General features: G+C 60.1%; 32 protein-coding genes and 2 pseudogenes. 21 read left to right on the top strand and 13 right to left on the bottom strand.

Annotated elements, in window-relative coordinates; all coding sequences use genetic code 11:
* Window positions 1–45: 45 nt before the first annotated feature.
* From CK220_RS32830 to CK220_RS24030, 3 genes are all read left to right on the top strand, one after another.
* Window positions 46–180 carry a hypothetical protein gene (locus CK220_RS32830; RefSeq protein ID WP_280952752.1) on the top strand — a complete coding sequence of 45 codons (135 nt, stop codon included), beginning with the start codon at window positions 46–48 and terminating at the stop codon, window positions 178–180.
* Entirely contained in the window at window positions 177–485 is a 309-nt protein-coding gene (locus CK220_RS24035; protein ID WP_095813901.1) for a hypothetical protein, read from the top strand. Before CK220_RS32830 ends, CK220_RS24035 begins: the two co-directional genes overlap by 4 nt.
* Window positions 486–647: 162 nt before the next feature.
* Window positions 648–956: a hypothetical protein gene (locus CK220_RS24030; RefSeq protein WP_245429376.1), complete on the top strand. Its 309-nt coding sequence runs from the start codon at window positions 648–650 to the stop codon at window positions 954–956.
* A 26-nt stretch (window positions 957–982) separates the two neighbouring features.
* On the opposite strand, the gene CK220_RS24025 is transcribed toward CK220_RS24030, so the two are convergent.
* Entirely contained in the window at window positions 983–1,555 is a 573-nt protein-coding gene (locus CK220_RS24025) for a TMEM175 family protein (RefSeq protein WP_095813899.1), read from the bottom strand.
* Window positions 1,556–1,794: 239 nt separating this feature from the next.
* Here CK220_RS24025 and CK220_RS24020 point away from each other — a divergent pair, with 239 nt between their 5' ends.
* A complete protein-coding gene (locus CK220_RS24020; protein WP_245429375.1) occupies window positions 1,795–2,712 on the top strand; it encodes an RNA ligase family protein in 918 nt (305 codons plus the stop codon).
* Window positions 2,713–2,783: 71 nt separating this feature from the next.
* A complete protein-coding gene (locus tag CK220_RS24015) occupies window positions 2,784–2,930 on the top strand; it encodes a hypothetical protein (RefSeq protein WP_245429373.1) in 147 nt (48 codons plus the stop codon).
* Window positions 2,931–4,417: 1,487 nt separating this feature from the next.
* Here CK220_RS24015 and CK220_RS24010 read toward each other — a convergent pair.
* A complete protein-coding gene (locus CK220_RS24010; RefSeq protein WP_095813897.1) occupies window positions 4,418–4,636 on the bottom strand; it encodes a hypothetical protein in 219 nt (72 codons plus the stop codon).
* 167 nt (window positions 4,637–4,803) lie between these two features.
* On the opposite strand from CK220_RS24010, the gene CK220_RS24005 reads away from it, so the two are divergent.
* Complete coding sequence (locus tag CK220_RS24005) at window positions 4,804–6,264, top strand: winged helix-turn-helix domain-containing protein (RefSeq protein ID WP_245429371.1); 1,461 nt, start codon at window positions 4,804–4,806, stop codon at window positions 6,262–6,264.
* A gap of 241 nt (window positions 6,265–6,505) precedes the next feature.
* On the opposite strand, the gene CK220_RS32050 is transcribed toward CK220_RS24005, so the two are convergent.
* The 5 genes and pseudogenes from CK220_RS32050 to CK220_RS23975 all read right to left on the bottom strand — a co-directional run bounded on the left by CK220_RS32050 (window position 6,506) and on the right by CK220_RS23975 (window position 9,815).
* Window positions 6,506–6,682: a hypothetical protein gene (locus CK220_RS32050; RefSeq protein ID WP_176479178.1), complete on the bottom strand. Its 177-nt coding sequence runs from the start codon at window positions 6,680–6,682 to the stop codon at window positions 6,506–6,508.
* A gap of 1,119 nt (window positions 6,683–7,801) precedes the next feature.
* Window positions 7,802–8,116, bottom strand: a complete 315-nt coding sequence (locus CK220_RS23990; RefSeq protein ID WP_245429370.1) for a polymerase — start codon at window positions 8,114–8,116, stop codon at window positions 7,802–7,804.
* Window positions 8,117–8,255: 139 nt separating this feature from the next.
* Window positions 8,256–8,579: a hypothetical protein gene (locus CK220_RS23985; RefSeq protein ID WP_095813894.1), complete on the bottom strand. Its 324-nt coding sequence runs from the start codon at window positions 8,577–8,579 to the stop codon at window positions 8,256–8,258.
* A gap of 43 nt (window positions 8,580–8,622) precedes the next feature.
* Window positions 8,623–9,377: pseudogene (locus CK220_RS23980) on the bottom strand (IS5 family transposase).
* Between the two features lie 81 nt (window positions 9,378–9,458).
* Window positions 9,459–9,815, bottom strand: coding sequence for a hypothetical protein (locus CK220_RS23975; protein WP_095814006.1), 357 nt, complete (start codon window positions 9,813–9,815; stop codon window positions 9,459–9,461).
* A 733-nt stretch (window positions 9,816–10,548) separates the two neighbouring features.
* Here CK220_RS23975 and CK220_RS31590 point away from each other — a divergent pair.
* The 4 genes from CK220_RS31590 (at window position 10,549) to CK220_RS23955 (ending at window position 12,521) form a co-directional block, all read left to right on the top strand.
* On the top strand, window positions 10,549–10,803 hold the full coding sequence (locus tag CK220_RS31590) for a hypothetical protein (RefSeq protein WP_141245209.1): 255 nt from the start codon (window positions 10,549–10,551) through the stop codon (window positions 10,801–10,803).
* 154 nt (window positions 10,804–10,957) lie between these two features.
* Complete coding sequence (locus tag CK220_RS23970; RefSeq protein ID WP_245429369.1) at window positions 10,958–11,215, top strand: hypothetical protein; 258 nt, start codon at window positions 10,958–10,960, stop codon at window positions 11,213–11,215.
* Between the two features lie 365 nt (window positions 11,216–11,580).
* Window positions 11,581–11,961 carry a cytochrome c family protein gene (locus tag CK220_RS23965; protein ID WP_095813891.1) on the top strand — a complete coding sequence of 127 codons (381 nt, stop codon included), beginning with the start codon at window positions 11,581–11,583 and terminating at the stop codon, window positions 11,959–11,961.
* A 377-nt stretch (window positions 11,962–12,338) separates the two neighbouring features.
* Window positions 12,339–12,521 (top strand): hypothetical protein, encoded by a 183-nt coding sequence (locus tag CK220_RS23955; protein ID WP_095813889.1) that lies wholly within the window; start codon window positions 12,339–12,341, stop codon window positions 12,519–12,521.
* Between the two features lie 23 nt (window positions 12,522–12,544).
* Here the strand turns inward: CK220_RS23955 and CK220_RS32045 are convergent, their stop codons facing one another.
* The gene (locus CK220_RS32045; protein ID WP_156752705.1) at window positions 12,545–12,703 is read right to left on the bottom strand and encodes a hypothetical protein; all 159 of its coding nucleotides are present in this window, start codon (window positions 12,701–12,703) and stop codon (window positions 12,545–12,547) included.
* 504 nt (window positions 12,704–13,207) lie between these two features.
* On the opposite strand from CK220_RS32045, the gene CK220_RS23950 reads away from it, so the two are divergent.
* A complete protein-coding gene (locus CK220_RS23950; protein WP_095784335.1) occupies window positions 13,208–13,633 on the top strand; it encodes a hypothetical protein in 426 nt (141 codons plus the stop codon).
* A 931-nt stretch (window positions 13,634–14,564) separates the two neighbouring features.
* Here CK220_RS23950 and CK220_RS23945 read toward each other — a convergent pair.
* The 3 genes from CK220_RS23945 to CK220_RS23935 all read right to left on the bottom strand — a co-directional run bounded on the left by CK220_RS23945 (window position 14,565) and on the right by CK220_RS23935 (window position 16,322).
* On the bottom strand, window positions 14,565–15,011 hold the full coding sequence (locus tag CK220_RS23945; protein ID WP_245429367.1) for a hypothetical protein: 447 nt from the start codon (window positions 15,009–15,011) through the stop codon (window positions 14,565–14,567).
* A gap of 244 nt (window positions 15,012–15,255) precedes the next feature.
* A complete protein-coding gene (locus CK220_RS23940) occupies window positions 15,256–15,636 on the bottom strand; it encodes a MucR family transcriptional regulator (protein ID WP_095813888.1) in 381 nt (126 codons plus the stop codon).
* A 329-nt stretch (window positions 15,637–15,965) separates the two neighbouring features.
* Window positions 15,966–16,322, bottom strand: coding sequence for a hypothetical protein (locus CK220_RS23935; RefSeq protein WP_066998670.1), 357 nt, complete (start codon window positions 16,320–16,322; stop codon window positions 15,966–15,968).
* Window positions 16,323–16,441: 119 nt separating this feature from the next.
* Here CK220_RS23935 and CK220_RS23930 point away from each other — a divergent pair, with 119 nt between their 5' ends.
* Both CK220_RS23930 and CK220_RS32585 read left to right on the top strand, forming a co-directional pair.
* Window positions 16,442–16,756, top strand: coding sequence for a hypothetical protein (locus CK220_RS23930; RefSeq protein WP_245429366.1), 315 nt, complete (start codon window positions 16,442–16,444; stop codon window positions 16,754–16,756).
* A gap of 646 nt (window positions 16,757–17,402) precedes the next feature.
* Window positions 17,403–17,696 carry a PilZ domain-containing protein gene (locus CK220_RS32585; RefSeq protein ID WP_095813887.1) on the top strand — a complete coding sequence of 98 codons (294 nt, stop codon included), beginning with the start codon at window positions 17,403–17,405 and terminating at the stop codon, window positions 17,694–17,696.
* A gap of 149 nt (window positions 17,697–17,845) precedes the next feature.
* Here the strand turns inward: CK220_RS32585 and CK220_RS23920 are convergent, their stop codons facing one another.
* On the bottom strand, window positions 17,846–18,073 hold the full coding sequence (locus tag CK220_RS23920) for a hypothetical protein (RefSeq protein WP_348629676.1): 228 nt from the start codon (window positions 18,071–18,073) through the stop codon (window positions 17,846–17,848).
* A 263-nt stretch (window positions 18,074–18,336) separates the two neighbouring features.
* Here CK220_RS23920 and CK220_RS23910 point away from each other — a divergent pair, with 263 nt between their 5' ends.
* The gene (locus CK220_RS23910) at window positions 18,337–18,618 is read left to right on the top strand and encodes a hypothetical protein (RefSeq protein WP_245299669.1); all 282 of its coding nucleotides are present in this window, start codon (window positions 18,337–18,339) and stop codon (window positions 18,616–18,618) included.
* Window positions 18,619–19,478: 860 nt separating this feature from the next.
* Here the strand turns inward: CK220_RS23910 and CK220_RS23900 are convergent.
* Window positions 19,479–19,709 (bottom strand): hypothetical protein, encoded by a 231-nt coding sequence (locus CK220_RS23900; RefSeq protein ID WP_095813884.1) that lies wholly within the window; start codon window positions 19,707–19,709, stop codon window positions 19,479–19,481.
* Window positions 19,710–20,392: 683 nt separating this feature from the next.
* Between CK220_RS23900 and CK220_RS23890 the strand changes: the two genes are divergently transcribed.
* The 7 genes and pseudogenes from CK220_RS23890 to CK220_RS23865 all read left to right on the top strand — a co-directional run.
* A complete protein-coding gene (locus CK220_RS23890; RefSeq protein ID WP_095813882.1) occupies window positions 20,393–20,575 on the top strand; it encodes a hypothetical protein in 183 nt (60 codons plus the stop codon).
* Window positions 20,572–20,793, top strand: a complete 222-nt coding sequence (locus CK220_RS23885) for a DUF768 domain-containing protein (protein ID WP_095813881.1) — start codon at window positions 20,572–20,574, stop codon at window positions 20,791–20,793. Before CK220_RS23890 ends, CK220_RS23885 begins: the two co-directional genes overlap by 4 nt.
* 567 nt (window positions 20,794–21,360) lie before the next feature.
* The gene (locus CK220_RS31585; protein WP_141245208.1) at window positions 21,361–21,579 is read left to right on the top strand and encodes a hypothetical protein; all 219 of its coding nucleotides are present in this window, start codon (window positions 21,361–21,363) and stop codon (window positions 21,577–21,579) included.
* Window positions 21,580–22,114: 535 nt separating this feature from the next.
* Window positions 22,115–22,465, top strand: coding sequence for a hypothetical protein (locus CK220_RS23875; protein WP_095783097.1), 351 nt, complete (start codon window positions 22,115–22,117; stop codon window positions 22,463–22,465).
* 54 nt (window positions 22,466–22,519) lie between these two features.
* On the top strand, window positions 22,520–22,696 hold the full coding sequence (locus CK220_RS32040; RefSeq protein WP_176477977.1) for a hypothetical protein: 177 nt from the start codon (window positions 22,520–22,522) through the stop codon (window positions 22,694–22,696).
* 167 nt (window positions 22,697–22,863) lie between these two features.
* Window positions 22,864–23,203, top strand: a pseudogene (locus CK220_RS32580) (SOS response-associated peptidase); the annotation flags it as partial.
* A 309-nt stretch (window positions 23,204–23,512) separates the two neighbouring features.
* On the top strand, window positions 23,513–24,403 hold an 891-nt coding region (locus CK220_RS23865), incomplete at its 3' end, for a chemotaxis protein CheB (protein ID WP_245429364.1).

The raw sequence follows: 24,403 nt of genomic DNA, 5'->3' as shown, positions 1-24,403 counted from the left end.
CCGACCGCTCACATCGATCCGAGCGTGATGCAGGATTGCCTCGGCGTGGTCGACATCCCCCATCGCTTCGTCTCGACGGAGGAGGAGACTAGGCTGCATGCGGAAGATCGCCGCCGGCTTGGTAATTGCGTTCGCCTCAACCACGCCAAGGGCGACACCATCCAGGCGCTCGTGAAATGAGCGCAGGAGTGCCTCAGCGTCTTCGCGAACTCGACCCGGAAACCATCCTCTGGCTCGATCGCCTCGACAGCAAGCAGCGGGAGGCCCTCATCTGGGCCGGCCGTCTCAAGCCCGAACAGCGGGATCGGCTCGATGATTTCCTCGATCTGGACGAGGATCACTTCCAAGCGGGGTTCGCGGTGGTAAAGCTCTGGACACGGCTACGTTGGCTGGGCTCCACATCGATGTGGATCATTTTGACGGTTGCGGGGTTGTTGCTGGCATTGACCCAGATCATCGACCAGTTGAAGGGATCCAAGCTGTGAGGCTGCCGCGCAACGCTTCCGAAGTTCTGACCGGTCTGATTTTCCTCTTGGCCGGGGCTCTCGGGGTGCTGCTCTACCTGCAGATCGCACAGGCGCTCACCCTGTAATTCCCTGCACATCACTTCCTGTCTCCCCATCGGCTTCGGCCGGTGGGGTTCTTTTTTGCGTTTCTCGATGTCGCTGCCGGAACGATTCGAGCGGGAGCAGATTGACTCGCCGTGTTGCGTCAAGAGTTCCGCGTTTATGGCCAGTTCCGTCTCCAGGCAGAATGCAAAGCGCGCCGCAGTCCGCAAAGCGCTTGACCGCCACAAGGTTTATATCACCGCGCAGCGCTTCTCAGGCGGCACCTACGAAGCTCGGGTGCTTGTCGACGGCGAGGTCTATTGGGTCGATGAATTACGGCTGAGCCAGCTTCGCGCAGGAATATCGCCTTCCGAGCTCGAATTGGTGCCGGCGGGTGACGACGGCTGAACTTCCGGCGCGGCGCTTTGGTGTCGTCAGCCCCGCGCCTGTGGCCTGAGATAGACGACGAGGCAACAGATACAAATCCCCAATCCGACCACCGGGTATTTCAGTGCTAAGATAGCAGCGAGCCCGAAAAGCAAGAGCGTGACCACCGCACGGAGACGCATCTTCCTCCGCGCCTGTGGTGACACCTCGTTGTCTGGCATCGGGTCAATAAGTTCGCGGATCAAGAAGAGATATGTCAGGTTGACCAGAAAAAACAGGGCCGCATAGAAGGCGACTGGTTGAGGTGCTAACTCGCTGACGGCCATCCAAGCGGTCGCTAAGGGGAGCAACGAAACTGAGAAAAGATGCGCGAAATTGAGCCACATTAAAGTGGCCGAGCTCTGTTTCGCGTGCCGCAGGAGGTGATGATGGTTCGCCCACACGATCGCAATGAAGAGATAACTCACACCGTAGCTAAGCCACGTCTCCCATGATGCCAGAAGGGCTTTGAAGGTCGGCGCCTCGGGCGGGCGCAAATCCAAAACCAGAACTGTGATCAATACGGCGAACACGCCATCGGAAAATGCGTTCAGCCGTTCGAGTCCCGATGAAGGTAGCACCTGCGTCTCCGTGCCGCTCGTGCACCATGCTAGCGGACTTCGGACGATTCTTGATAGGCCCGCTGGCTCCGGCCGGCGGGTTTTTTAGGCCGGCGGACAGTGCTCCTCGATCGTCGCCCTGATCAGCTGGAGCGCGGCACTCAGGATCGTTCTGCATTACCTCTTCTCTATACAGTTTTGCTAAAATGCCCGGAACCGGAAGGCCGCTGCGCGGCTTTTATCGCCGTTGGGGTATGTGCATGCGTAACGCCAGAGAGCGGCTGAAGTTCATCAAGCCGCTGGAGCCTATCCAGGTCGAAACACCGCCGGTCAGCGACGACTGGCTGCATGAGATCAAATACGACGGCTACCGCACCCAGCTGATCCTCGACTGGGCCGGCGCTCGTGCCTTCTCTCGAAATGGGCACGATTGGTCGCAGCGATACTGGCCCATCGTTCAGGCGGCTGAGAAGCTGCCCGCTAAGGCCTTCATCATTGACGGCGAGACGATCGCGCCCGATCCCGACGGCCGGCCGAACTTTCACCAGATGCATTCGCGGATGGTGTGGAATGCCGAACAACTCGCATTCGTCGCCTTTGACCTTCTCTACCTCGACGGCGAGCACATCCGTGTTCTCCCGCTGATCGAGCGCAAAGCGAGGCTCTGGAACCTGATCAAGCCGGCCAAGGGTATCATTCAATACAGCGATCATGTCGAAGGGAACGGCGCCGCGTTCTTCGAGGCAGTCGAGAAGATGGGCCTCGAGGGCATGGTGTCGAAACGGCGCACCAGCAGCTATCGCAGTGGCAAGCAGGATTTCTGGGTGAAGACGAAATGCTGGGACGTCGGCGATTTCGAGCTGCTCGGCATTAAGCGCGAGCCAGGGAAGCCCGTCGCCGCCATCATGGCTCGCGACGGCCGCTACGCCGGCGCGGCCGCCCTCACGCTGCCCGCAGGCATGCGCGAGCGGCTCTGGCAGCGCGTGCAGCGGGCCAAGGCGGCCAACCCGCCGCGGCCGGTGCCGACCGCCCTCGCCGGCGGCGATGTCGAATGGGTAGCCCGGTATCAAGGCCAAGGTGCGTTTCCTGCGCGGCGAGCCCAAGCTGCGTCATGCCACGGTGCAGGATTTCAGCGAGGAAGGAACCTAAAGCCGCGCGTCCGGCTTCTCTCGCCATGAGCACGCGTGGGATCGATTTCCTAGACCGGTGGACGGCAGCTCACCTGCCGAATGCAATCACCGATGATCCAATGGCCGTCCTCTACCTGGTCGAAGAGGCAATGAAGGCTGCTGAGCGTGAAGGCATCAGCCACGACGAGATCAGTGATGAAGTCGGCAGCGTCTTCGAAGTGATCCTTGAGGCTATGCAGCACCGCGAGGGCGGCTTGGCGGGCTGAGAGACAAACAGATGCCCGTCACTCCTGGCAGGGAACGATGGGCATCTATCTCTCTCCTACCGACGAAGAAGGGACTCATATTCGCCGGCTCTAGCAAATGATGTAGCGAGGCGACGTTTCGAGGTTGGGACCAAAGCGTCAGATCCTCCGGCTTCGGCCGCATCGTGCGGAAGGGAACAATTCCATCAACCATCCCGTTGGGTGTCGCGGCGTGTGTCCCCGGCCAAGGTTCACCGCGCCGTGTGGGGCATTTCCCCGGAGCCCGTTCGCCATCCCTCAAGGCGGCGGGCTCTTGCCTTTCTGGCCGGTGGTACCTCACTCTGAAATTTTAACGCCACAGGATCGAGTTCGAACCCGGAGCGTTAACGCTCCCCCATACTCGAGACGAAAGGCTTAATCGCGCCCAACGCGCGAGTGCTTCTTTAGTTTCGCGGCCGGCGCATGGAGCTTCTCTCCGTCATTGCCGACTCTTAGATCGGGCCCAGTCTCTGAATCCCTCGAATAGCGTCTTTGCGCCAGTTAGGGGGCGCCGTTCTACGAGCTCAAGCGGCTTTGTGGCCCGGCTGTTCATGCCAGATCACCTGACGCAGATCCCGCAGGGGCCTGGCCGCATGTGGGGCATAGATGGAAGTGATCCGCTTCGTCGATCGGCTCGCCACCTGTGCCGCTTTCCGACAGCCGGCGGCCCAAGCTGCGCGTTCCAACTTGACACCAAGTTGCGGTCACTGCCGCCGCGCTTGCTCTTATGGTCTGCCATCGGTCATTCCTCCTGCCGAGACAAACCGGATCACAAAGAAAATTTCGGGGCCGCGGAACACCTGAACCGAACAATCTCATCAGTGTCCCGGTTGAGTCTCGCGGCGTGTGGCTCCGGCACGAGGCTCACCGCCGCAGTGGGGCGCTCCCCCGGGGAGCCCGTTCGACCCCCTCAGGCGAGCGGGCTCTTGCCTCTGAGATTCCAACGCCACAGTTGGCATTCGCTCTCGCACTTTGAATTACTTGATTGATCTGCTTGCGAAGGCTCAAGCCACCCACCATCTGACGAATGTCGTAGCCTTCGTTTTTGATCTTTGTACGCACCTCACCAAAATTGGCGTAAACGCCAGACTTAGCGAGTTCGAATGCGCGCTCAAGGGTCGTTTTCCTGTGATCCATAGCAGCGCTGAGCATATAGGAGTTTGGGGAAGGCTGAAACGGCTTTCGCCGCCTCAAATTTCAAACTGAGACACTACCAGCCTACATAACTGGGTATGGGCAACGGGTGGACGCTTCAGGAACTGATCGACGCGGGCATGTCTGTCAGCGGCGGCTGCCTGGATTGCCATCGGCATCAGCGGCTCGATCTGACGCAGCTCCGCGATCGGTTCGGGCCTCACGCTCCTGCAATGGAATGGGATCTGAAGCCGAGGATCAAATGCGGCGTCTGCGCCGAAGTGTCCCGCGCCGCCCGGAAGGTTGCGCCGGACCGCCCGGCAAGACCTTGCGGATCACCAACTGGGATCGCGGCCTTGGAGATCGTCGTTCGGGACGATCTGCGGTTGGCGGCCAATACTGGTGTAGGGGTCCACGTAGCTCATTTTGACCGAATTGCCCACCAGAACCGAAATGGCCTTGAGCGATGCGCCGATTGCAAGCTTTGGAAAGCTCAGCCGCGGCAGGGCAAGGCGTCGATTGATCATGCGGCCGGTGGTGGAGGTATCGGTCATGGTGTCCTCCTCTGACGGTGAGAATGACACCGCTTTCCGGTCAGGTCCTTGGCTAGGACCTGAAGAGTCCTGAACAGCCCTGAAGTTCGCCTTCAGGGTCTTCTTGGATTATCGTGTCCGCGAGGGAGGGGGCTTGGCCGATGGACCTAGAGTTTGGGGACTATCGTTTGAAACGCGGCGAACGGCGGCTGCTGGGACCGAATGGGCCCGTGGAGCTTTCGGCTCGTTCCTTCGATATCCTCGCCATGTTGCTGGACAGACCCGACGAGGTGATCGGCAAGACCGAGCTTTTCGATACGGTCTGGCCCGGCCTGGTTGTTGAGGACAACACGCTGCAGGTCCACATTTCGGCGCTTCGAAAGCTTTTGCCTGCCGAGATGATCGCAACCGTGCATGGCCGCGGCTATAAATATGCTGGCCCCAGGCCTTTCGTGGCTGCGGCAGAGACTGCGCCACCGTCGAAGCCCTCCATCGCCATACTCCCCTTCGACAATATGAGCGGCGACCCGGAGCAGGATTATTTTAGCGACGGAATCACCGAGGACATCATCGCTGAGCTGGGCAAGTTCAAGGAGTTCCTGGTCATTGCGCGAAACTCCTCATTCCAGTTCCGCGGCAAGGCGAATGATCTGGCCGAGGTGGCAAAGAACCTTGGCGTCCAGTACGTCGTCGAAGGCAGCGTGCGGAAGATGAAGAACCGAGTGCGGATCACCGTGCAACTGACCGACGCGTCCGCCATGGCTCATATCTGGGGCGAGCACTACGACCGGGAACTCGACGACATCTTCGCCATCCAGGATGAAGTCACCCATATGATTGCGGCCCGCCTGGCCCGACAGGCCAGAACCGCGATTGCGTCGCGCGCCAGGGCCAGGCCGACCAGCAACATGTCGGCCTACGAGTTCTACTTGCGGGCGCTGCAGCTCGCGGCCGTCTATGAAACCGCGCTCGAAGCGGAGCCCTTTCTGCGCCAGGCGGTCAAGCTCGATCCGCAGTTTGCTGCCGCCCACGCTATGCTCGGCTTCGTAGAGTCCATCAAGTTCTATTGGATCTCCACCAATCCCGGTCACCTGCATTCCGGACTTCAGATCGCAGGAACCGCATTGCAGCTCGACCCAGACGAAGCCTATGGGCACCTCGCCAGCGGCTTTGCGCTTCTGTACCTGCGCCAATTCAGGCAGTCCGAAATCAGTCTCGACCGGGCGGTGGCGCTCAATCCGAACGATCCGTTCATTCTCAGTATCCGGGCGATCCACCTGAACTACACCGACAGGCCGGATGAGGCGCTGGTTGAAATAGACGAAGCCCAGCGCCGCGACCCATACGCCGTGGGATGGTATGACGATTTTCGTGGCATCATCCTGACGACGGCTGGACGCTATCGCGAGGCGACGGCCTGCTACGCGAAAATGGCGAGTGTACCGCCGTGGTCGCTCATTCGTCTTATCGTGTGCCATTCCGAACTCGGCGAGGTCAGGCAGGCGCGAGACGTCCTGGCAAGGGTCAAGGCACACTTTCCCGGACTAGGCCTTGACGAGATCGTTGAGACGGAAGTGGACTACTATGCGGATCCCGCCGTGTGCAGCCGCTATCGCGAGATCCTGCACCGCCTCGAGGACGAAGAATAAGCTTCTCGCAGAGCGTTTCAGCGTCTCACGGAAACGCGGGCGATACTTCCTCGATGCGACTTTTGAATTGAACGATGGGACCTTGGTCTCACGCGGCAGGAAAGCCCAGCGGAACTCGGCAGCCACGGCAGGCTGGGCGCAGCTCCCGGGAGACGGTCCGAGCGCGCCTGTCGGGCCGGTCCCGACGCAAAGAGCCCGCTCGCGGAGGAGATGCGGCGGGCTCTTCTGCGGACTCTCTTTCCTATTCCTTCGCTAAGATCCGGGCTTCGCGAAGCAGCGAATTCGGATCATTGCCGAGCATCTTGATAAGGTCGCGTGCCTGGGCTTCGGTAATGCCGGTTTGCTGCCTAAGGAACTGCACGCTAAATTCGGTCTGTGCCTGCACGCGCCCGCGAGGATCTTGTTTAAGCTCGGACATTGAAAAACCAGTTGGCAAAACCCCGGTGACCTGCAACGCCGACGGCCGAAACTGGTTCCAACGGAAAGCCCGTCGGAGCTAATTGAGCGTAAGCGACGGGCTTTTTAGGTTGCCACTGAGACGGCTACATTCCTGAAGGAGCCGACCGCTCCTTTGTTTAATCACTGAGGCCTGAATCCGTTCCACAAAGGGACCGTTCTGTGAGACAATGGCCAGGTGCCTCGCCGAGGGCGGCGGTCATGTCATTGTCGCGTTGCAGTGGCGTTTACGGGCCCGCTGATCTGGACATGCTCCAGCGGGTTTTTAACTGGTTGTGCGACGAGCGACGTCTAGCCAAGAAGGATGGCGAACAGCGGGAATATCTGGCTAGGGAAGTCTTCCAAGCCTTTGATGACGGCATGACCGACGAAACTGACCTACTGCGAGCGCTTTCTAAGCGACGGAGAGCGTAGCTGGCCTCCGGCAAAATAATCTGCGGCGGTCTTTATTAGCTAAGCCTTAGAAAATATTAATGTCAGTCGCTGCGAAGGCGGCGCATAATGTGCATCTGCCCCGGCTCGTAATGGGGTAAGCGGCCCGGCCTGTCCCGCTCAAGTCGTCCCCCCGACTCCCCCGCATGCAGGCCGGGTCGCCCCCTTTCTTCCGAGTGCCTTGTTAGGCCAGCTTTTACGAATGATTAAGTGACCTTTCCCGCCCATGCGAGGTAAGCCCACCATGCCTCATTTCTTCTTTGATGTGTCCGACACCGGTGATGTCTATCCCGATGCACGCGGTGTCCTACTTCCCGGCTCTGAGTCGGCCAAGGAAAGGGCGCTCGAGATTGCTCGGAAAATGGTCGCGGGGCGACCGCTAACTCAATACCGCGGCCCGGTGTGCACGGTCCGAGATCCGAATGGCACTCAGCTCATGCAGATCAGAATTGAGCTCGGAACAAGGTACGGGCCGAGGCCCCAGCGCTGAGGGTGGATCAACGCTGGGGCATAGCCATGTGCCATCCGCGCCATCACCGGGCTGATCGCGGTACTTGCCATGCCTGCTTATCAGCGTACGCTAATATCATGAACGAATAGTGAATCAGGTCTCATCGGACCGGCGGCCGCGCGCTATTCCTAGGGGGCGCTAATCAGGCCTTGGCTCTACTAAGCCGGCATCGATGTGATCAGGTAATCGCGGGTGGGTTGGCCTCGCGACTGACGCGGTCGCCATGGCGTCCGGCGGCAGAAGGATCACCATCTTTGCCTCTTGATCAGGCCAGAGAGGCTTTCCTGCCAGAAAGAACACAGTGGCGACAAGGCACATCAGGAGGATGGCGGCGCAGAGGTTGGCAATCATCTCGCCCAGTTGCACGCGCTTCCTCCCGGCAATGGACCACCCGCCGCTTCGCAGGTCGCGGCGGGTGATCGTCACAAAACCTAACTGACGATGAAGGGACATTACTCGCCAGTTGCGACTCCAATGACATAGCGGGCAATATGTTTCGTCGATGCGACTTTTGAATTGAGGGTTGGGACCTTGGTCTCACACGGGCAGGGAAGGGCCAGCGAACTCGGCAGCAACTGCAGTCTGGGCAGGCCTAGAAGATCTGGCTGCGCCGGCCGTCCAAGGTAAAGGAGGTGATGTGGCGCCAATCTCGATCGAATTCGCAGGATCCGTTCGTGCGAACAGGAGCACTCACCGCCTTGTTGCGCATCTCAAACGCGATTGTCACCTTCGGAGGATCGGCCTGTTCGATCGCGCTGACAGCCTTGTAAGCCGTTCGGCCTTCGCGCGACTTCAACATCAACAGGAAGAACTCGCAACGTGCAACCGGCGACTGCGCCGATGGCGGCGCAGCTTCCGAAATCGTAAGCGCGTAGGCGAATCGCGCGGCTATCGCGAGGCATGCCGCTACGCCCAAGGGAGAGAGGCTAGTTCTCCCCAGCACTAGGCTGAATCGACATTCAGCGCATCCATAACATAGCTGCGGCGAGATGGATGAAGGCGAGGAAGTGGCCGGCGCGACGATCGAAGCGTGTGGCGAAGCGTCTGAAATGCTTGAGCTTGTTGAAGCAGCGTTCGATGCGGTTGCGGGTCTTGTAGAGAACGATGTCGTGCGGGATCGGCACTTTGCGGGATCGCTTGGAAGGGATGACGGCAAGCATGTCGGCGTCGGCGATGATCCGGCGCAAGTCGTTGCTGTCGTACGCTTTGTCAGCGATGACGGCGCCGCCCTTCATGCCATCGAGCAGCGCCGGGGCAGTGACGATGTCATGCGCCTGCCCGCCGGTGAGGATGAAGCGCAGTGGCCGGCCAAGGGCATCGGCGAGCATGTGGATCTTGGTGGTCAGTCCTCCTCGGGAACGCCCCAGAGCCTGGTTCTGGTCCCCCCTTTTCCGGTCGCTGCCTGCTGGTGGGCGCGAACCAGGGTGGTGTCGAGCATGAGATATTCATTGTTGGGATCGTCGATGAGGGCTTTGAAGACCCGCTCCCACACGCCTTTGTTGGCCCAACGCGAGAAGCGGGTATGGACGCTCTTCCATTTGCCGTACCGCATCGGCAGGTCGTGCCAGTGGGCGCCGGAGCGCAGCACCCACAGGACACTGTTGACGAACAGGCGATTGTCGGCTGCGGTGCGGCCCGGATCACCCGCCTTACCCGGCAACAGCGCAGCGATGCGCGCCCACTGGACGTTCGTCAGTTCGTACCGTTTGGCCATCCGTCGCGCTCCGAATCAGAACCCTCGGAACGCAATGAATCAACGCCAAACCGCGTTGAGAATCCTGAATGTAGATTGGACCTAGTTAGGATCGCCACCCCTCGAGCCCCCGTGGGCTCCGCCGCCGTAGCTATCGCCGCGCGATCCTCCGGATCTAAAAAGCTTTCCGTTGCCGGATTTAAAAATCTTCGGCTTGGGACCCGAACCGGATGAGCCGAGGTGAACGTGGTTCTTGTCGCCCCAGCCGTTGCCCGGGCGTGATCCTCCCGACTTCGCAATCGCCTTGGAACTCAAGCTCGTGCCGAGCAAAAGGGTGATGGCCGGTGGGGTCACCGCCGCAAAGCGTCCAGCCTTCTTCAAAAAATCCCGGCGCGCCTCGCCCTCGGAAACAAGCTTACCGGGGTTATTTTGCGTCGGGCTTGTGTGCTCTTTTGGCATCTTAGCACTCCATCCTAGAAATAAATCTAGTTGCCGCATGCAAAGAAAGTAGTTCCTCAAAAGGCGTACATATCGAGCGGCCCTGAGATTCAAAAAGATGCCCGTCATTGCAGGCGGGAATGACGGGCATCTATCCAGCTGCTATCACGAGGATAGTGACGCATTTCCGGCGGCTCCATCAAATGTTGTAGTGAGGACTACCCAAAGCGCCAGCCAGTCCTACTTCTGGGTTGTCTCAATTTGAAACTCGGATGGGCCTATAGGCGGTGCTCCAGGTTATGACTGGAAGCAGGAGGCCATGACCGGCAAAAAAATAAGCAATGGCGGAAGCAGCTTTGAGATCGTTATGATCGCTGTCATCGTTTTGGCTGCGATGGGGCTGATCATAGTCGCAGCTACGGGAATGCAGTGATTGCTGGTTGGGCCCTTTGAGTTGATCCCGACGCAAAGAGCCCGCTCCCCGAGAGGTGTGGCGGGCTCTTCTGCGGACCTGGCTAATTCCGCCTGCTGGGTGTACGTCAGCTTTTGAGCCGGGCCAATGCCATTGAGGATCGGACCTCAGTCGTAGTTGCAGGCCTGTGGCCAAATCGGCCACTCTGTGGCCCCGTCGGTTGGAGCCCAATCACCCCAACGGCCGGCGCAGCCCGGCTTGCCAAAAGCAAGAGAACCTACTCCGCCACCACAGCAAGCCGGGCACCACCGTTTGTTTATCGCACCTGGGTAGGAGTGCGCCTTGGAGTCGCCCCGCCTACCCTTCAACTGGCATCCCTATGCCGCCGGCGGGCACCGATTTCGACAGCGGCGAACACCTATGGAAAATAGCAAAAAAGAGCGCCTAGATTGTGATAGCGCAGAGCGTAAATTTCGGGTGCACTTTCTCGTTAGAGAAACGGGCATCAGCGAAGCGGAAGCGAATGCCTTGATTGACCGGATCGGTTACGAGGTCGACGCGCTTCTTTGTGAGGCACGGAATATCAAGGGGCGCTAGGCCGAACCGCCTCATGCATATCAAATGCTGAAACATGACCTGCAGCTCGTCTCTGGGTTGGCGATTGGCTCGCAAGCGTCTGCCAATCCATCAAGCGAGCAAGTCACCTTCCGACATAAGCCGTTAGTGGCGAGGGGCTGAACGATCCCCTATATTGCAAACCCATATCACCCCGATGGATAACGGCTGGACACTCCAGGAACTTGTCGACGCGCGGATGTCTGTCACGGCCGGTTGCCTCGACTGCCATCGTCATCAGAAGCTCGACCTACAGGCGCTCCGCGACCGCTTCGGTCCTGTTGCTCCCGCCATGGAGTGGGATCTTCGGCCGAAGATGAAATGCGCGGCCTGCGGTGGCAAGCGCATCACGCTGACCTACTCGCCCGACACCTCTCCGAAGAAACTTCAGTAGCGCCCAGACGGCCCGGCAGCCATCTTGCTTCGGGGGGAAGTGGTGACAAGCTGCCGGGCCTAGGTGGTCCGGGACAGGGTAGCCAAAATCCCGGACGGCGTTAACGATAGCGTCACGGTGGACGATAGCAATTGTTGTTTTCGTGAGCGTCAAATCAAGGACCAAAGCGCGTCGCCTGAGTCCGCTCCTCGGGACGCGCCGCACAACTGGCGTTTCTACCCACCGGCTTGATACTGTGGTATGTAGATGCCGCAACTCCATTGGTGGGACCACGGATATTCCGCTCTACCGTGCAGGCCGCCCCAGCGCAGCTGGCGTGGTGCGGATCGTCCGGCGCAAATGACGATCGATCAGGGAGGACTGCCATGCGCGCAATCGCACTTTTCATCGCCTCGTCGGCCACGATCTTCCTTGCAAGCCCATCGCGGGCGCAGGATGCCGCCGCAGGCGAGAAGGTCTTCACCAAGTGCAAGGTCTGCCACATTGCCGACCAGGACCAGAACAAGGTCGGCCCGTCTCTGCACGGCGTCATCGGGCGCACCGCGGGCACGCATCCCGGTTTCACTTATTCCATGGCCATGACCGAGGCCGGAAAATCCGGCATCAAATGGGATGAGCCTACGCTGACGAAGTATCTTCAGGACCCGAGGGGGATGGTCAAGGGGACGAAGATGGCCTTTCCCGGCCTCAAGAACGATCAGGACGTAGCCAACGTCATCGCTTACCTGAAACAGTTTTCCAAGTAAGCGGGCCCTTCCAGGCGCCCTGTCGGCGGCAGCGTCGCGGGACGGCGGCTTGGCGGGTTAGATAGACAGATGCCCGCCACTCCTGGCAGAAACGGCGGGCATCTATCCACTCTCTCATGCCGACGATGAAGGGACATTGCTCGCCGGCCCTATCAAATGATGCAGAGAACGCGAAGGTTTCAGGGTTGGGACCAAAGCGGCAGCTCCTCCGACCTCGGTCGCAATCTGGCAGAAGGGAACATTCGATCAACCATCCCGTTGGGTGTCGCGGCGTGTGTCCCCGGCCAAGGTTCACCGCGCCGCGCGGGGGCATTTCCCCGGAGCCCGTTCGACCTCCCTCAGGCGAGCGGGCTCTTGTTTGAGACGGAGATAGGGCAGTGAAGGACGGCGACGGCAAGCCGAACGGGTCGCGCACGGACAAAAATACCCGCCTTTTGGCAGCGCGGTTGGCAAAAGAGACTAGCCTATCCGAGGAGGAGGCGCGGGAGCTGAGCCGGCTGATCGGCACGGATTGGAATTCGCTGGTGCGGGAAGCGAAATTTCTCAAGCGCCGCCATTGAGGCGCCAGGCAGGGAGACCGAGCTTACGGTTTGGGTTTCCTATCCACCGTGGCAAACAGCGCCGCCTCGTCTGTCGCCCCGTTCTGGAAGGCCGTGATCAACAGGCTGCCCAGCCATTCCCTTTCGGCGGCGTCCGCACCTGCGGGTAATAGCTTCTGGAGCACTCTTTCAAGCATCGCCATGTCGCCCGGTCCGAGAATACTGTTTGGCTGAGAACGCATCGGGCACCCCCAGGAACCTCTGCGGCCCGGCCCGCTTTAACCTAGGTGACACAGGATTATCACGGGTCGGGCCACCCCACCGCTTGAAGGTGGGGAGCATTGATCCTGCATCCATATGAGCGGACTCGCAACTAACAGATTTGCGACTGAAGTCTCTAACGATCCCGCGCATAAGTCCTGTCTGTTTAGCAGCCGTCTAAAGGGCGGAACTTGGCGAGACGAGAGCGGTTATAGAGATTGGGCGGCAAGGCTTTGTCCTCCGTTTCTGCTTGCCGTCTGAAAGGCCACGACGGAGCCCGCTCGGCCCTCACGAGCGGGCTCTTGCCGTTCTAGTTCCCGTTTCGCTGTCGATCCTCGCCTGGTGATTGCCGGGCGGATCCCCAATTGTGTTTTGACTATTTGGCTTGTCGGGCGCGTAAAATATCAAGTTCGCCCAACCGGGCGGACCAACTCAGGGAGGATGTTATGAAGATGAATCGACGTAATGCTCTCGCCCTTGCTGCCACCTCGATGGCCGCCCCGCTAATGGCCGCGAAGTTCACCCCGGTATCGGCCAAGACCTATGGCCCGACTGAGGGCAAGGAGATTTTTCCTGGCGTTCGGCTAGTCGAGCGGGGGACACGAGATTCCCATATCAAGGGCTATAAGAAAATCGTCATGGAAGACGTGATTTATCAGCCGAAAGGAACTAGCCCGCTGGGGGATGTGATGACCGACGACATGGTCTGCACGGTCACTGAAGGCGAACTGGAAGTTACGGCCGGCGATATGAAGTTCACGGCCAAGGAAGGCGACGTTTGGAGCTGCGGCAAGGGCAGTACGAAAGAGGCTGCTACGAACAATGGAACAGTGGTCGCAGTGATGCGCGTCATTAACCTGAAGGTCGCATAAGTACCCCGCACGGGAACCGGCGCGAGGCCAAAAACGGCGTTGAACATGTCCATGACACGGGAGGGGAGCGGCCCGGTAGCCTTTGGGTGTGGCGTTTGGGCGCGGCCACCGGGCCTTGGCCGGCAGGAGAGCTAGATGACCGGCAGCCGAAATATTCGCATCTACTAATGAATGGAATTCAGCCAAAAGGGCGAAACCCGCCTTGAACCACCAACCTGACGGCTGGACCCTGCAACAACTGATCGACGCCGGCATGTCTGTCACGGTGAAGAAGCCGGCAGCATCTAGAGCAAAGAGGCGGACCCTGCCCTAAACATCGCTGTTGGGCTCCCTGAGGGCAGTGGCGATATCATCGAAGATCTCGTCCGTGCCAAGAGTTCGCACCAGAAGATGGGGGATTCACAGCGAATCCGTTTCGATCTAACACCAGTTCTTAGCGACTGCGCTGAAAGAGATCGCCGGGCGAGGAACCCCAAATCCTCAAGCCCGGCGCAGTTACCCCTGATGCCCAATCAGGAGTCCGGTGTGAGACCGGCAATCTCTTCGATGCAAGCCCGGTGCCAGCATTCCCGTCCTGAAACGAGACACCGAGAGCGGATGCGGACCACGAACTGACCAATCGGCCCGGCCGCGCGGCGGACCACTTGGGAGATCGGCACGGGCGGCCGACGCATACTGGTGGGGGAGTTGGGTTACGTGAAACCGTCGGCCGCCCGTGCTTTGGGCGGGGGCGCGTCGTCACTGACGCGGGGCTAGAATAGGCGCAGGGTGGGCGCCTTCAACTACGATGCCGTGATATGGTGAACGAGTCGTTACTCTCTACAGACTTCTTGTTCGCCGAGGTAGGCGGGCGGAAATGGCAAACACGCTTTCGGGGGAAGGTGGTGTAGCCGCCGTTGCCTAGATGAGCTGGGACAGGGTAATGGCGTTCTTACTCGACGATTGCAACCGACTGCGCCGACGGGATGTCCTTCATCCCGAGACTCGAGCAGTTCTGTTTGATGGTCGTGCTGCCGGACCACTGTATCTTGTCGGCGACGACCTGGGTGCAGCCGCCGCTCCCGGAGAAGTTGCCTAGATAGTTGACCTGCTGCTTGGGGAAATAGATGGCACCGGTCAAAAGCGAGCTCGCAGTGCCGTTAAAGGTACTTGATGTGCTGGTGCCGGTCCTGTCGCCATAGAACAGCACGCCGGAATAGGTGCCTGAGGTCGGCGCGCTCAGCGTCACCGTGGCGTTGCCGTTCATGCTGACAGTGTTGCTGCCTGACGTGAAAATGGTCACGCCGGTACCGGAGACGACCGCGCCAGCGTTAACCTTCACATTGCCCTGGACGACATAGGTGCCGGGCTGGAGCGTCACATTGCCCTTGAGGTCCATGCCGCTGCAGTATGTTCCGGGCTGGAGTGTTTGCGACGTTTTGCTGCCGTTGACGGTCTTGCATGGGTTGCCAGCCGCTGGCGCTGGTAGGCTGGAGAAGGGGTCCGACGCCGGCAAAGCCTGGGTGATCGGAAGGGGCCACCCCCCCGGAGCCCGCTCGTCCCCCCTCAAAGCGAGTGGGCTCTGCCTTTCCGTATCCTCATTTCGCGCCTCTTGGAATATAATCCTCGCTGGTGCGGCGATCTCATTTTCGGAGATCTGCAGGCTTCCGCTGAAAGCCCAACGCCTTCGCCAATTCCGATCGCCGCTCCGCATAGTTCGGCGCCACCATCGGATGGTCTGCCGGCAGGTTCCATTTCGCGCGATAGTGCTTTGGTGTAAGACCGTGATCGGTCCTCAGGTGCCGCTTGAGCGACTTGAACTTCTTGCCGTCCTCCAGGCAGATGATGTGATCGGGGAAGACCGAGTCGTTCGGATCCACGGCAGGCTCCTGCTTTGGCAGCAGGGCTGCGCCAGTGAGCGAGTAATACACCGACGCGATCAAATCCGCCAAGTCGGTTACCGAGACGAGATTATTGCTAACATAAGCGGAGACGATGTCGGCGGTGAGGTCCACTAGTGACATGCGAAATCTCTTTTGTCTGACAAACCTCTCTATTTGAGCGCATCTGCTAACAAAATGAAATCCAGCCAAAAGGCCGAGCACGACTTGAATCGTGAACCCACCGGCACAGCGCGCTGCCCCAGCGGCCTCAGGGAAAGGGATAGGACCTCATATTGCTCGCGGAAATCCTGCAGCGTCGCATGGCGTAGAGTATCTCTCGCCGGGAAGGACTTTCACCCGGCCAGTAATGCCAGGCTTAACCCGTCCGACAACCTGAGCGAAGGCACTCGGCACCCGCTGCGCCGGCCTAGCCGGCTTCGTCTCCTGGACACGCTTCCACAGCGGTCTTGTCAGTAACGGCACACCCGCACGCGTTCCAGCACCCGGCGGTGATGATGCCAATGCCTCACCCACTTGACGTGGCAGTGGCGATAGTGGCGGTGCCGGTAGTGGTAGCGATGCGGATAGCGGGCCACGTAGCCAGGATAATAATCGCGGTAATAGCTAGGGCCGTAATAGCGGCCGCCATAGTCGTAAAACGGGCCGCCGCCGTAGAAAGGACCACCGTTGAATGGACCTCCGTAGAACGGGCTGAAGCCGCCGAATGGACCGAAACCGAGACCGAAGAACCCCTGCGCATCCGCAGGCGCGACCGTGGCTGCCGCGGTGGCAACGGCGATCACTGAAGCAAGTAGCAGTTTTTTCATGGCAACCTCCTCCTGAAGGCTGATCATCGGGTAAACGCCGCGTAGCAAGCCATGTTCCCGGTCGCTAATATTCCCGGTGGCACGAGGAGATTGCCGCGAAGCGGCGAAAGCGGGCCGGTATGGAGGCGCTCGCCCCTCACGAGCGGACTCTTGGTCTTCTGACCTCGGAAACCTATTTCGTCCGGATGAGCGACGGCTGGACCTTTCAGGAACTTATCGAGGCGGGCATGTCGGTCACTGGCGGCTGCCTCGATTGCCATCGTCACCACAAGCTCGATCTGCCGGCGCTCCGCGACCGCTTCGGCGCTGATGCTCCGGCTATGGAGTGGAACTTGAGGCCGAAGATGAAATGCGCCGTCTGTGGCGGCAAGCGGATCACGCTGGCCTATTCGCCTGACACCCGCCCGAAAGACCTTCACCGCAAAGGAGTGTGAGGTTTCTAGGGCGTGCGTTTCGGATCCCAGACCCATGGCAGCTGCTGCATGTCACCGTCACCCCAGAGCATCCCTGGCGATGTGTCCCGGCCGGGCAGCACGTGCCGGTAGACTGCTTCCATTTGTTGCACATGAATACCCTGCCACTTCCCTGGCATGCAGCGCATGTGTTTTTCCTGAAGTCCGCGCTTCGCTCACCCCGATCGCCGTCTTAGCGAGAGCTAAAGTGCTGATCAAGGGCTGTCATTGAGAGCGAAATTCTCAGAGACGTGCCTATCTCCGGGGTTTCACAGCCTCACGCCAGCGCCGCCGCCGTTGTCCGGGATAAACTCGACGCCCGCCGGGCGCGGCAACCCCGCGTTTGTGGCGCACAACCAGCTTCCAGCATACAATGACGCCACACACCTGAACTCTCCAAGTTGGGGTTCTCTTTTGGCCCGGCTGCTTCGGTGGCCGGGCTTTTTAGCAATCGCGAATGTGTGATGTGCATTTGAACCGGATCGCGAGTTAGAGTGACCTGCGTCACCTAAATTACTCCATGGATCCGGCCCGGAGGCTTCGGCTTCCGGGCCCTTCTGTTTGCCATCCCGTCCTGCCCTATTTGTGACTGGACGGAGCGCTGGAAGCCCGTTCACGTTATAGGCCTATGGAATCCCCACCTCCAGACGGTCCCCGTCGAGAACACCGCCCGCGCGTGCTGAAGGGCGCAACGATCATCACTGGTTTCCGAAACTCGGAAATCAGCTGCTCTCTACGCAATCAGCACTCCCAAGGAGCCGAACTGAAGGTAGCCGCAGACATTCAGATCCCAGCACGCTTTCTGCTCTACGTTCCCGTCGACGGGATCGCTTACAAAGCTGTCGTTCGTTGGCGAAAGAATGACCGCGTCGGCGTCGAATTTGAGGGTACCGAGCCAAAGCCGAAGTTCCATCACGGTTGAATGCCGAAGACAGCACGTGAACTTGAGAGCGGGCGACCAACGGATAGAAGTGAACGTCCGAGGTGATGATTGGACGGCGGGTCAGGCGTTACCTTCGACCGCACTCTCGTCGTCCAGCGCGTAGGGCACCGGCAGGTAGGCGTTGGCCATCAGCCATTCACCGACTTGATCGTTCTGACCAGCTCCGGCTTGGACAGCCCCATTTCCGCAGCTAGGCCCGACAGCGCTTCCTCCACCTTCGGATCGAGCACGAGCCCCGTCACATTCCTCAACATTAGGGCGGCCCTGCGGAGCATCACCTGAAGGTCGGCTCTCGAGATCTCTGCAATCTGATCGGCTGCCACTTCCAGGTCGGTTGCTATCGTCTCACGTATCATGATGTGCCTCTGCTACAGGTAGCGTTCCCCCTCCCCACGGTGCTCAAAGCAAAACCAGTGAGATGGCTTCCTCGGGCGAGCAAAGCCCCAGCCCGCGTCTTTCGCACAACCCTCGTGCTCGCAGGCGTGGCCGAGAGGCCCGCGCTCGCGCGTTTGCACAGGCTCACCAGGGCGTGTCGGCTCGCCGCTCATAGCAAAAAGATTCCATATGCCCGCTTGACGTTCAAGTTTTTTGTTCTTTTTCTGTTCTCATGGCGCATGAGATGATCGACACGCTGGGCAAGGCGACCCGGCACAACATGCTTTTGAAGCTGGAGTGCGCCTGCGGGAACGTGCGCTACTGCCGGTCGGCTGACCTCATGATGGTCTACGGCGGGGGCGCCAATCCCTTCCGCCTGAGGTTCGACTGCAGCCGCTGCAAGCCGGAGATCAAGGTGACGCTCGTCGAGGTTCACCCCGAGCATCTGCCGAGGAAGCTTGTGATCCACAAGCCCATGAAGGTCGACGGCAAGATCGTCTGGCACACGGAAAGGTTCCGGCCCTGAGCAGCGCTGGTGCGTCGTTGCTCACATTTGTTGCATTGCTCTGGAACAAGAAGACGACCGCCGAGCGGGGCGGGGGACCTGGGTGTGTCGACGGTCGTCGGAGGACAGGGGGCCATAGAGTCAGCAAACTGCGTTGCGATCGGCCCTGGCTCAACATGTCATTGATTCAACCGGCATAAAATAACAAATGATGTCTCCAAAGCCTGTCGATACACGGCGGACTTTACCCGACGGCGCCTTCTCGCGACGCGGCGGTTTTTCAAGAGCCGGCATTCAGAGCGCCGCCCCTCTCACACGGCTCCACCCGACATAACCTCAATCCTGAGGCGCTTCATTGCTTCCCGACCCTAGAGGAGATCTTCTCGCACCTTTTTCTCGCGAGTGGCGGCAATATCTAAGCGCGGCCCTAAATGCCTCGGCTGCCAAGTCGCATTTACGCTTGGAAGGACCATTGCTCTGAATGACAATTTCGGCCTGCCTGGTTGTCAAACCGTGCTTTGCCGCAAACTCGTCTGGGCCGTAGGTGTCCGTCCAGCGCGACCGCTTCACACCTTGCATCTTACCTCCGCGGTAACGAAATCGTGAGAAGCAAACGCGGGGCCGTTCATAAGGTTTCAGATGAATGTCGAGCCTCAACTCGGCTGGGCACCAGAGCCGGCTTTCTCCTCGGCGGCTTATAGGGTGGTCACCACGCTCTTGGTCTCTTTTCGTTCTGCACTCGAATGGCGGGCAACTTACATAGCCAGGGCTATGGCCAGGGCTAGAACCCTGCCGCGCTCACCAGCCTGAGGCTGTAGAGCGGCCCGACAGCCATCTTGCATCGGGGGAAGTCCGATGATTGGCGGCCTCGGACAGCTTGGTCACGTCGCCTTGTCCGCAAGCGGCGTCTTCCTTGTCGGCGGTTTGTAACGGGTCACCACTCTGACCGTATCGGCATTCACCGTGACAGGAACGCCTATGTTGATGGTCACTTTGCCTTCGTCTACGCGGGTGACGTTGCCTCGCAGCTCGATCTCCTGGCCCTGCTTAACCTCCGAGATCCGATCAACGATGGAACGGGGCTGCCCATAAAACGGGATCGACACGGTCACGCGCCCCCTGAGTTGCAGGGGAGTGGTCGATCCCTTCGGGGGTGCAGCCGCTCGGTGGCAACCTAAATAGCCCGTCGCTTACACTCATTAGCCGCGACGGGCTTTTTATGGGAACCAAACCGGTCAACTCGCGTTGCGGACCACTGGGGACTTTTCCTATGGCCGAAACCGGGCAAGAGCTTAGCGACCGTGCGCGCGCACATAAGCAATTGATCGTGCAGTTCCTAACCCGAGAAACCGGGATCACCGAAGCCCAAGCGCGCGAACTCGTAGACATGATGGGCAATAGCCCCGGCTTCGCTCCTTCGCGAGGCGCGGTTGCTGAAAAAGCTGTAGCGCGACCCACCGACAGCAGCACTGCGAAGGCCTGTCGGTAACAGACAGACGCCCGCCGCCCCAGGCAACGGGATGGCGGGCATCTATTCACTCTCTGATGCCGCCGAACGAAGGGACGTATGCTCGCCCGGCTCTATCAGTGATGCAGCGAGGCGAAGGCGTTCAGCATAGGGACCAAAGCGTCAGCTCCTCCGAAATCGCATCGGGGAACATTCCACCAGTCGACAGGTTGAGTTTCGCAGCGTGCGTCTCCGGCACGAGGCTCACCGCCGCGCTGGGGCGCTTCCCCACGGGAGCCCGTTCGACCACTCAGGCGAGCGGGCTCTTGTTTGCAACGGAGAAGGGCAATGAAGGACGGCGACGGCAAGCCGGATGGCTCGCACACCGACAAAAACATCCATCTTTTGGCAGCCCGGTTGGCAAAAGAGGCGAGCCTATCCGAGGAGGAGGCCCGGGGCCTGATCAAGTCGATCGGCACAGATTGGAATTCGCTGGTGCGGGAAGCTAAATTCCTCAAGCGTCGCCATTGAGCGCGCGCGGCACGAACTTCCCGCATCAATGGCTCGCCAACAACCAGTCGGGCATGATCAGCGCGGACGTCCTGTCGGTCGCCGAGTTCATCCAGCAACTGTTTGCCGACGCGAAGTCGCTTGGCATCAGCAGCACTGAACTCGAGGAAGACACCGGCAGCATCTATCAGGCGATCCTCGACGCCATCGTCCACCACGAAGGCGGGGCACCGGAATAGCTAGTTCCCGAAAGCCGCCCGGAAATGCCCGCCGCTTTCGATCATTAGCGACGGGCTTTTCATGGGAACCAAATTGATCAAGTCGCGTTGCGGACCACTGGGACTTTTCCTATGGCTGAAACCGGGCAAGTTCTTAGCGACCGCGCGCGGGCAGACAAGCAATTGATCGTGCAGTTCCTAACCCGGGAAACTGGGATCACCGAAGCCCGAGCGCGCGAACTCATAGACATGATCGGCAATGCCCCGGCTTCGCTCCTTCGCGAGGCGCGGTGCTGAAAAGCTGTAGCGCGACCCAACAGAGCAGCGCCGCGAAGGCCCGTTAACAGATGGCTGTCACCCAAGGCAACGGGACGGTGGGCATCTATTCACTAAAATGATGCAGCCGAGGCGGTCGCACCCGGCGGGAGGGAACAATTCCATCAACCATCCCGTTGGGTGTCGCGGCGCGTGTCTCCGGCCAAGGTTCACCGCGCCGCGTGGGGGCATTTTCCCCGGAGCCCAGGCGAGCGGGCTCTTGTTTGCCGGAATCAGTGCAAGAACGCGGCGTGCGTGATACCGTTACCGTCAATGGCTCTTGCCGATGACATCCGCATGGTGCGCGGGCATGTTAGCCTGGGTAGACGACACATCGCCCAGCAGCGGGAGCACATAGACCAATTGGAACGGCTCGAATCGCCCATCACCAAGGCGCTTGAATTCCTCGAACTTCTCGAAAGCATGCAGGAGCTTCACGAACAGCACCTGACGCGGCTGCTGGCAAAGGCGGAGCGGCACGATGCAGCCTAGATATGGCGTGCCCGGCCTGCCGAGGAGGGACCTTGGCGCACAGTTGGCTGTGGTGGAACGCGCTCATCTAACGGCGGGGCGGGCTGTTTATTAGCTAAGCCTTAGAATATTAATGTCAGTTCGCTGCAAAGACGCCGCACAATGCATCTCTGCCCCGGCTCGTAACGGGTAAGAGGCCCGGCTTGATCCTACGTCCCCACCCACCCGCGACAGGCCGGGTCCGCCCTGTCCTAGGTTGGGCCGGCGCAGTCTCTCCGACTTCTCTGTCTGAACGGGGAACATCGCGACGGGTAAGCGGTTATGGACCCGGCGGCACGGTTGGTGTCCTAGTTCTATCCGAGCGTCTGATAGCAGCGACGGAGCCCGCTCGACCCTCCCGCGAGCGGTCTCTTGCCCTTCCAGCAATCAGGTCTTCACAAGCCAATTTGATAAAATAGTCGGGAACCGAACGCGGTTCCTGTAAGTTTATGCGCACCGCCGGTAACATGGATATGGGCGGCTGAGAGACAGCTCCCGTCTGCGACTGGAGGCGGCTATGTCCGATGACCCTGTCAATCCCTTCCCGCGCACACTCTATAACAACGACTTTTGGCTGGTCGCCCAGACAAGGGAAGCTATCGACCGTTCCCGTCAGAAATTGCGTGAAACCAGGCCGCTGATTGACCCGCACCGGTTAAGCCCCCTTATCACCGGGAACGCGGTCTCGATATCTGGAACCAAGGATGGATGGCGCGTCGTGGTAGAGGAATGCGGTGTAGGCACGATCACCAGCTCATTCAGGGAGCGGGTGGCAGCCTTTAACTTTGCCGAAGCCCAGATGATGCGGCTTGGTCTTGATAAAATGACGGACAACTGCCAGCGGCCTGCATCCCGCGTTGGCGGATAACTGGGTGGAACACAGGCCATTTCCATCCGTTGGTCGCCAAAGTGGGTTCGGACAATGGACGACACCGGCTATTTCCTGTCTGTCTACAGCGAGACGCTCCGGCTTCGCGCCGAGCGCCAGCTGATACTGGCTGCCGTCAAGATTGAGCGGGAACGGGCGCAGCGCGTCCGACTGGAAATCCAAGCAATCCGCGATAGTCAGATCGCGCCCGGCGAGGCCCAACCGGTCTAACCACCGGGCCTCGGTAGCGGCTGGACACTCCGAGCAGCGCGCGCATTGTCTGCCACGGCGGGCCTGCCTCGATTGCCTGGCCACAACGGAAAGTTCGGCTGAGAGCGAGCGTTCCGGCGTTTGGGTATTGCAACGATTACGAGCAGCACATCGCTTGGGCTGAACGCATGATGGAGTCGCTCGCGTTGCAGGTCCCGAGCCATCAGAGCGAACTCGACCTCCCACAAGCTCGGATGACATCCGCATCAACGACCCGGCTCCGGTAATGCGCGCTGCCGGCGATGCAATCGAGCTAGCCTCGATGACATTCGGCTTCCCGCCTCCGGTCCAAAGGTCGGGCCGGTGTTTAATTTTCGGTCGGAGGGGCGACAGTTCGCAAACAGCAGGCACTGTCTTGTGCTGGCATCGGCCTTCTTCGAGTTCACCGGAACGAAGTACCCGAAGACGAAACATCGCTTTACGCTCAACGGCTCTCCGTTCATCGCGATACCCGGTCTTTGGCGAGAGAGGCGGCCGGCAGCAAGCCGCCGTCCTATTGAGCCGGATCGAGAGCTACCCCGAGCTCAGCGACAGAATCCGGATCCTTGCTCTACACTGGGACATTTCGTCGGCAACGCCTTGATCGACACCGGCTAGACCCGCGCGCCGTCTGCATCAAGGCCGGAGTGAGTTAATAAAGAAAATAGGCCGGTATTCCCCCGCACCGCGTCTCCCCATGGAACCGAGTCTGCCTGACCGACTTATGGGAGGTGGGGCGCAACCCAGGTCGACATGGCCAACTTCCGCAAAGAAATGTCACCCGGCCGCGAGAACGCAATGAACTCGCGGCGAGCCAAGGCGCGCAACCGCTGCATCATCGTCATCGGCGCCTCGGCGGGTGCCGTCGAGCCGCTGAAGAAGATCGTAAGCGACTTGCCTGCGGATCTGCCGGCGGCCGTCTTTATCGTGCTTCATGTCGGCCAGGTCAGCTATCTGCCGGGAATTCTCGACCGGGCGGGAGCGCTGAAGGTCTCCGTCGCCAAGAACGGTGAGTCCTTCAAGGCCGGCAACATCTATGTGGCGCCGCCCGGCTTCCATCTTCTTCTGCATGACGATCACATGATGCTGCGCCGCGGCCCGCGCGAGAACCTCGCCCGGCCAGCGGTAGACCCTCTGTTCCGTTCGGCAGCGTTAAGCTATGGCGCCAGCGTGATCGGGGTGCTGCTGTCGGGCTCGCTTTCCGACGGCACCGCCGGCCTGAGGGCGATCAAGGCGGTCGGCGGCCTCGCGGTGGTCCAGCATCCCAAGGACGCGCTGGTGCCTTCCATGGTGGAAAGCGCGCTGCGTTATGTCGACATCGATCATTGCGAACCCGCCGCCAAACTCGGCGGCTTGCTGGGCAAGCTGGCGGCCGAGCCGGCCGGAGAAACGTTGCCGGCCCCTCCGACGGTCAGGCTGGAGGCCGCAATCGCGGCACAGGAGCATTCGACCATGAAAGAACCAGATCGACTTGGGCAACTGTCGGTGTTTACATGCCCGGAATGCCACGGGCCGCTGTGGGAGATCGAGGACGGTGACATGCTGCGCTATCGGTGCCATACCGGGCACGCTTTCACCGCCGATGCGATCATGGAGGCGCAGGCGATCGAGGCGGACGAGATCCTGTGGAGCCTGCTGCGGTCGCATCAGCAGCGGGCGGAGTTTGCCCGGCGCATGGCGGAGCGGGAG

The organism is Mesorhizobium sp. WSM3860 (assembly GCF_002294995.1).
Classification (GTDB): Bacteria; Pseudomonadota; Alphaproteobacteria; order Rhizobiales; family Rhizobiaceae; genus Mesorhizobium.
Note: the sequence above shows the minus strand (reverse complement) of the source record. Positions and strands in the feature narration are given on the sequence as shown.

What these genes read in the sequence shown, in the direction of transcription:
- CK220_RS24035 (WP_095813901.1), top strand. Translation starts at nt 177, where the DNA reads ATGAGCGCAGGAGTGCCTCAGCGTCTTCGCGAACTCGACCCGGAAACC.
- CK220_RS24020 (WP_245429375.1), top strand. Translation starts at nt 1,795, where the DNA reads ATGCGTAACGCCAGAGAGCGGCTGAAGTTCATCAAGCCGCTGGAGCCT.
- CK220_RS24015 (WP_245429373.1), top strand. Translation starts at nt 2,784, where the DNA reads ATGGCCGTCCTCTACCTGGTCGAAGAGGCAATGAAGGCTGCTGAGCGT.
- CK220_RS24010 (WP_095813897.1), bottom strand. Translation starts at nt 4,636, where the DNA reads ATGACCGATACCTCCACCACCGGCCGCATGATCAATCGACGCCTTGCC.
- CK220_RS32050 (WP_176479178.1), bottom strand. Translation starts at nt 6,682, where the DNA reads ATGTCCGAGCTTAAACAAGATCCTCGCGGGCGCGTGCAGGCACAGACC.
- CK220_RS23990 (WP_245429370.1), bottom strand. Translation starts at nt 8,116, where the DNA reads ATGTCCCTTCATCGTCAGTTAGGTTTTGTGACGATCACCCGCCGCGAC.
- CK220_RS23975 (WP_095814006.1), bottom strand. Translation starts at nt 9,815, where the DNA reads ATGCCAAAAGAGCACACAAGCCCGACGCAAAATAACCCCGGTAAGCTT.
- CK220_RS23965 (WP_095813891.1), top strand. Translation starts at nt 11,581, where the DNA reads ATGCGCGCAATCGCACTTTTCATCGCCTCGTCGGCCACGATCTTCCTT.
- CK220_RS32045 (WP_156752705.1), bottom strand. Translation starts at nt 12,703, where the DNA reads ATGGCGATGCTTGAAAGAGTGCTCCAGAAGCTATTACCCGCAGGTGCG.
- CK220_RS23950 (WP_095784335.1), top strand. Translation starts at nt 13,208, where the DNA reads ATGAAGATGAATCGACGTAATGCTCTCGCCCTTGCTGCCACCTCGATG.
- CK220_RS23945 (WP_245429367.1), bottom strand. Translation starts at nt 15,011, where the DNA reads ATGGACCTCAAGGGCAATGTGACGCTCCAGCCCGGCACCTATGTCGTC.
- CK220_RS23940 (WP_095813888.1), bottom strand. Translation starts at nt 15,636, where the DNA reads ATGTCACTAGTGGACCTCACCGCCGACATCGTCTCCGCTTATGTTAGC.
- CK220_RS23935 (WP_066998670.1), bottom strand. Translation starts at nt 16,322, where the DNA reads ATGAAAAAACTGCTACTTGCTTCAGTGATCGCCGTTGCCACCGCGGCA.
- CK220_RS23930 (WP_245429366.1), top strand. Translation starts at nt 16,442, where the DNA reads ATGGAGGCGCTCGCCCCTCACGAGCGGACTCTTGGTCTTCTGACCTCG.
- CK220_RS32585 (WP_095813887.1), top strand. Translation starts at nt 17,403, where the DNA reads ATGGAATCCCCACCTCCAGACGGTCCCCGTCGAGAACACCGCCCGCGC.
- CK220_RS23920 (WP_348629676.1), bottom strand. Translation starts at nt 18,073, where the DNA reads ATGATACGTGAGACGATAGCAACCGACCTGGAAGTGGCAGCCGATCAG.
- CK220_RS23910 (WP_245299669.1), top strand. Translation starts at nt 18,337, where the DNA reads ATGATCGACACGCTGGGCAAGGCGACCCGGCACAACATGCTTTTGAAG.
- CK220_RS23890 (WP_095813882.1), top strand. Translation starts at nt 20,393, where the DNA reads ATGAAGGACGGCGACGGCAAGCCGGATGGCTCGCACACCGACAAAAAC.
- CK220_RS31585 (WP_141245208.1), top strand. Translation starts at nt 21,361, where the DNA reads ATGGCTCTTGCCGATGACATCCGCATGGTGCGCGGGCATGTTAGCCTG.
- CK220_RS23875 (WP_095783097.1), top strand. Translation starts at nt 22,115, where the DNA reads ATGTCCGATGACCCTGTCAATCCCTTCCCGCGCACACTCTATAACAAC.
- CK220_RS32040 (WP_176477977.1), top strand. Translation starts at nt 22,520, where the DNA reads ATGGACGACACCGGCTATTTCCTGTCTGTCTACAGCGAGACGCTCCGG.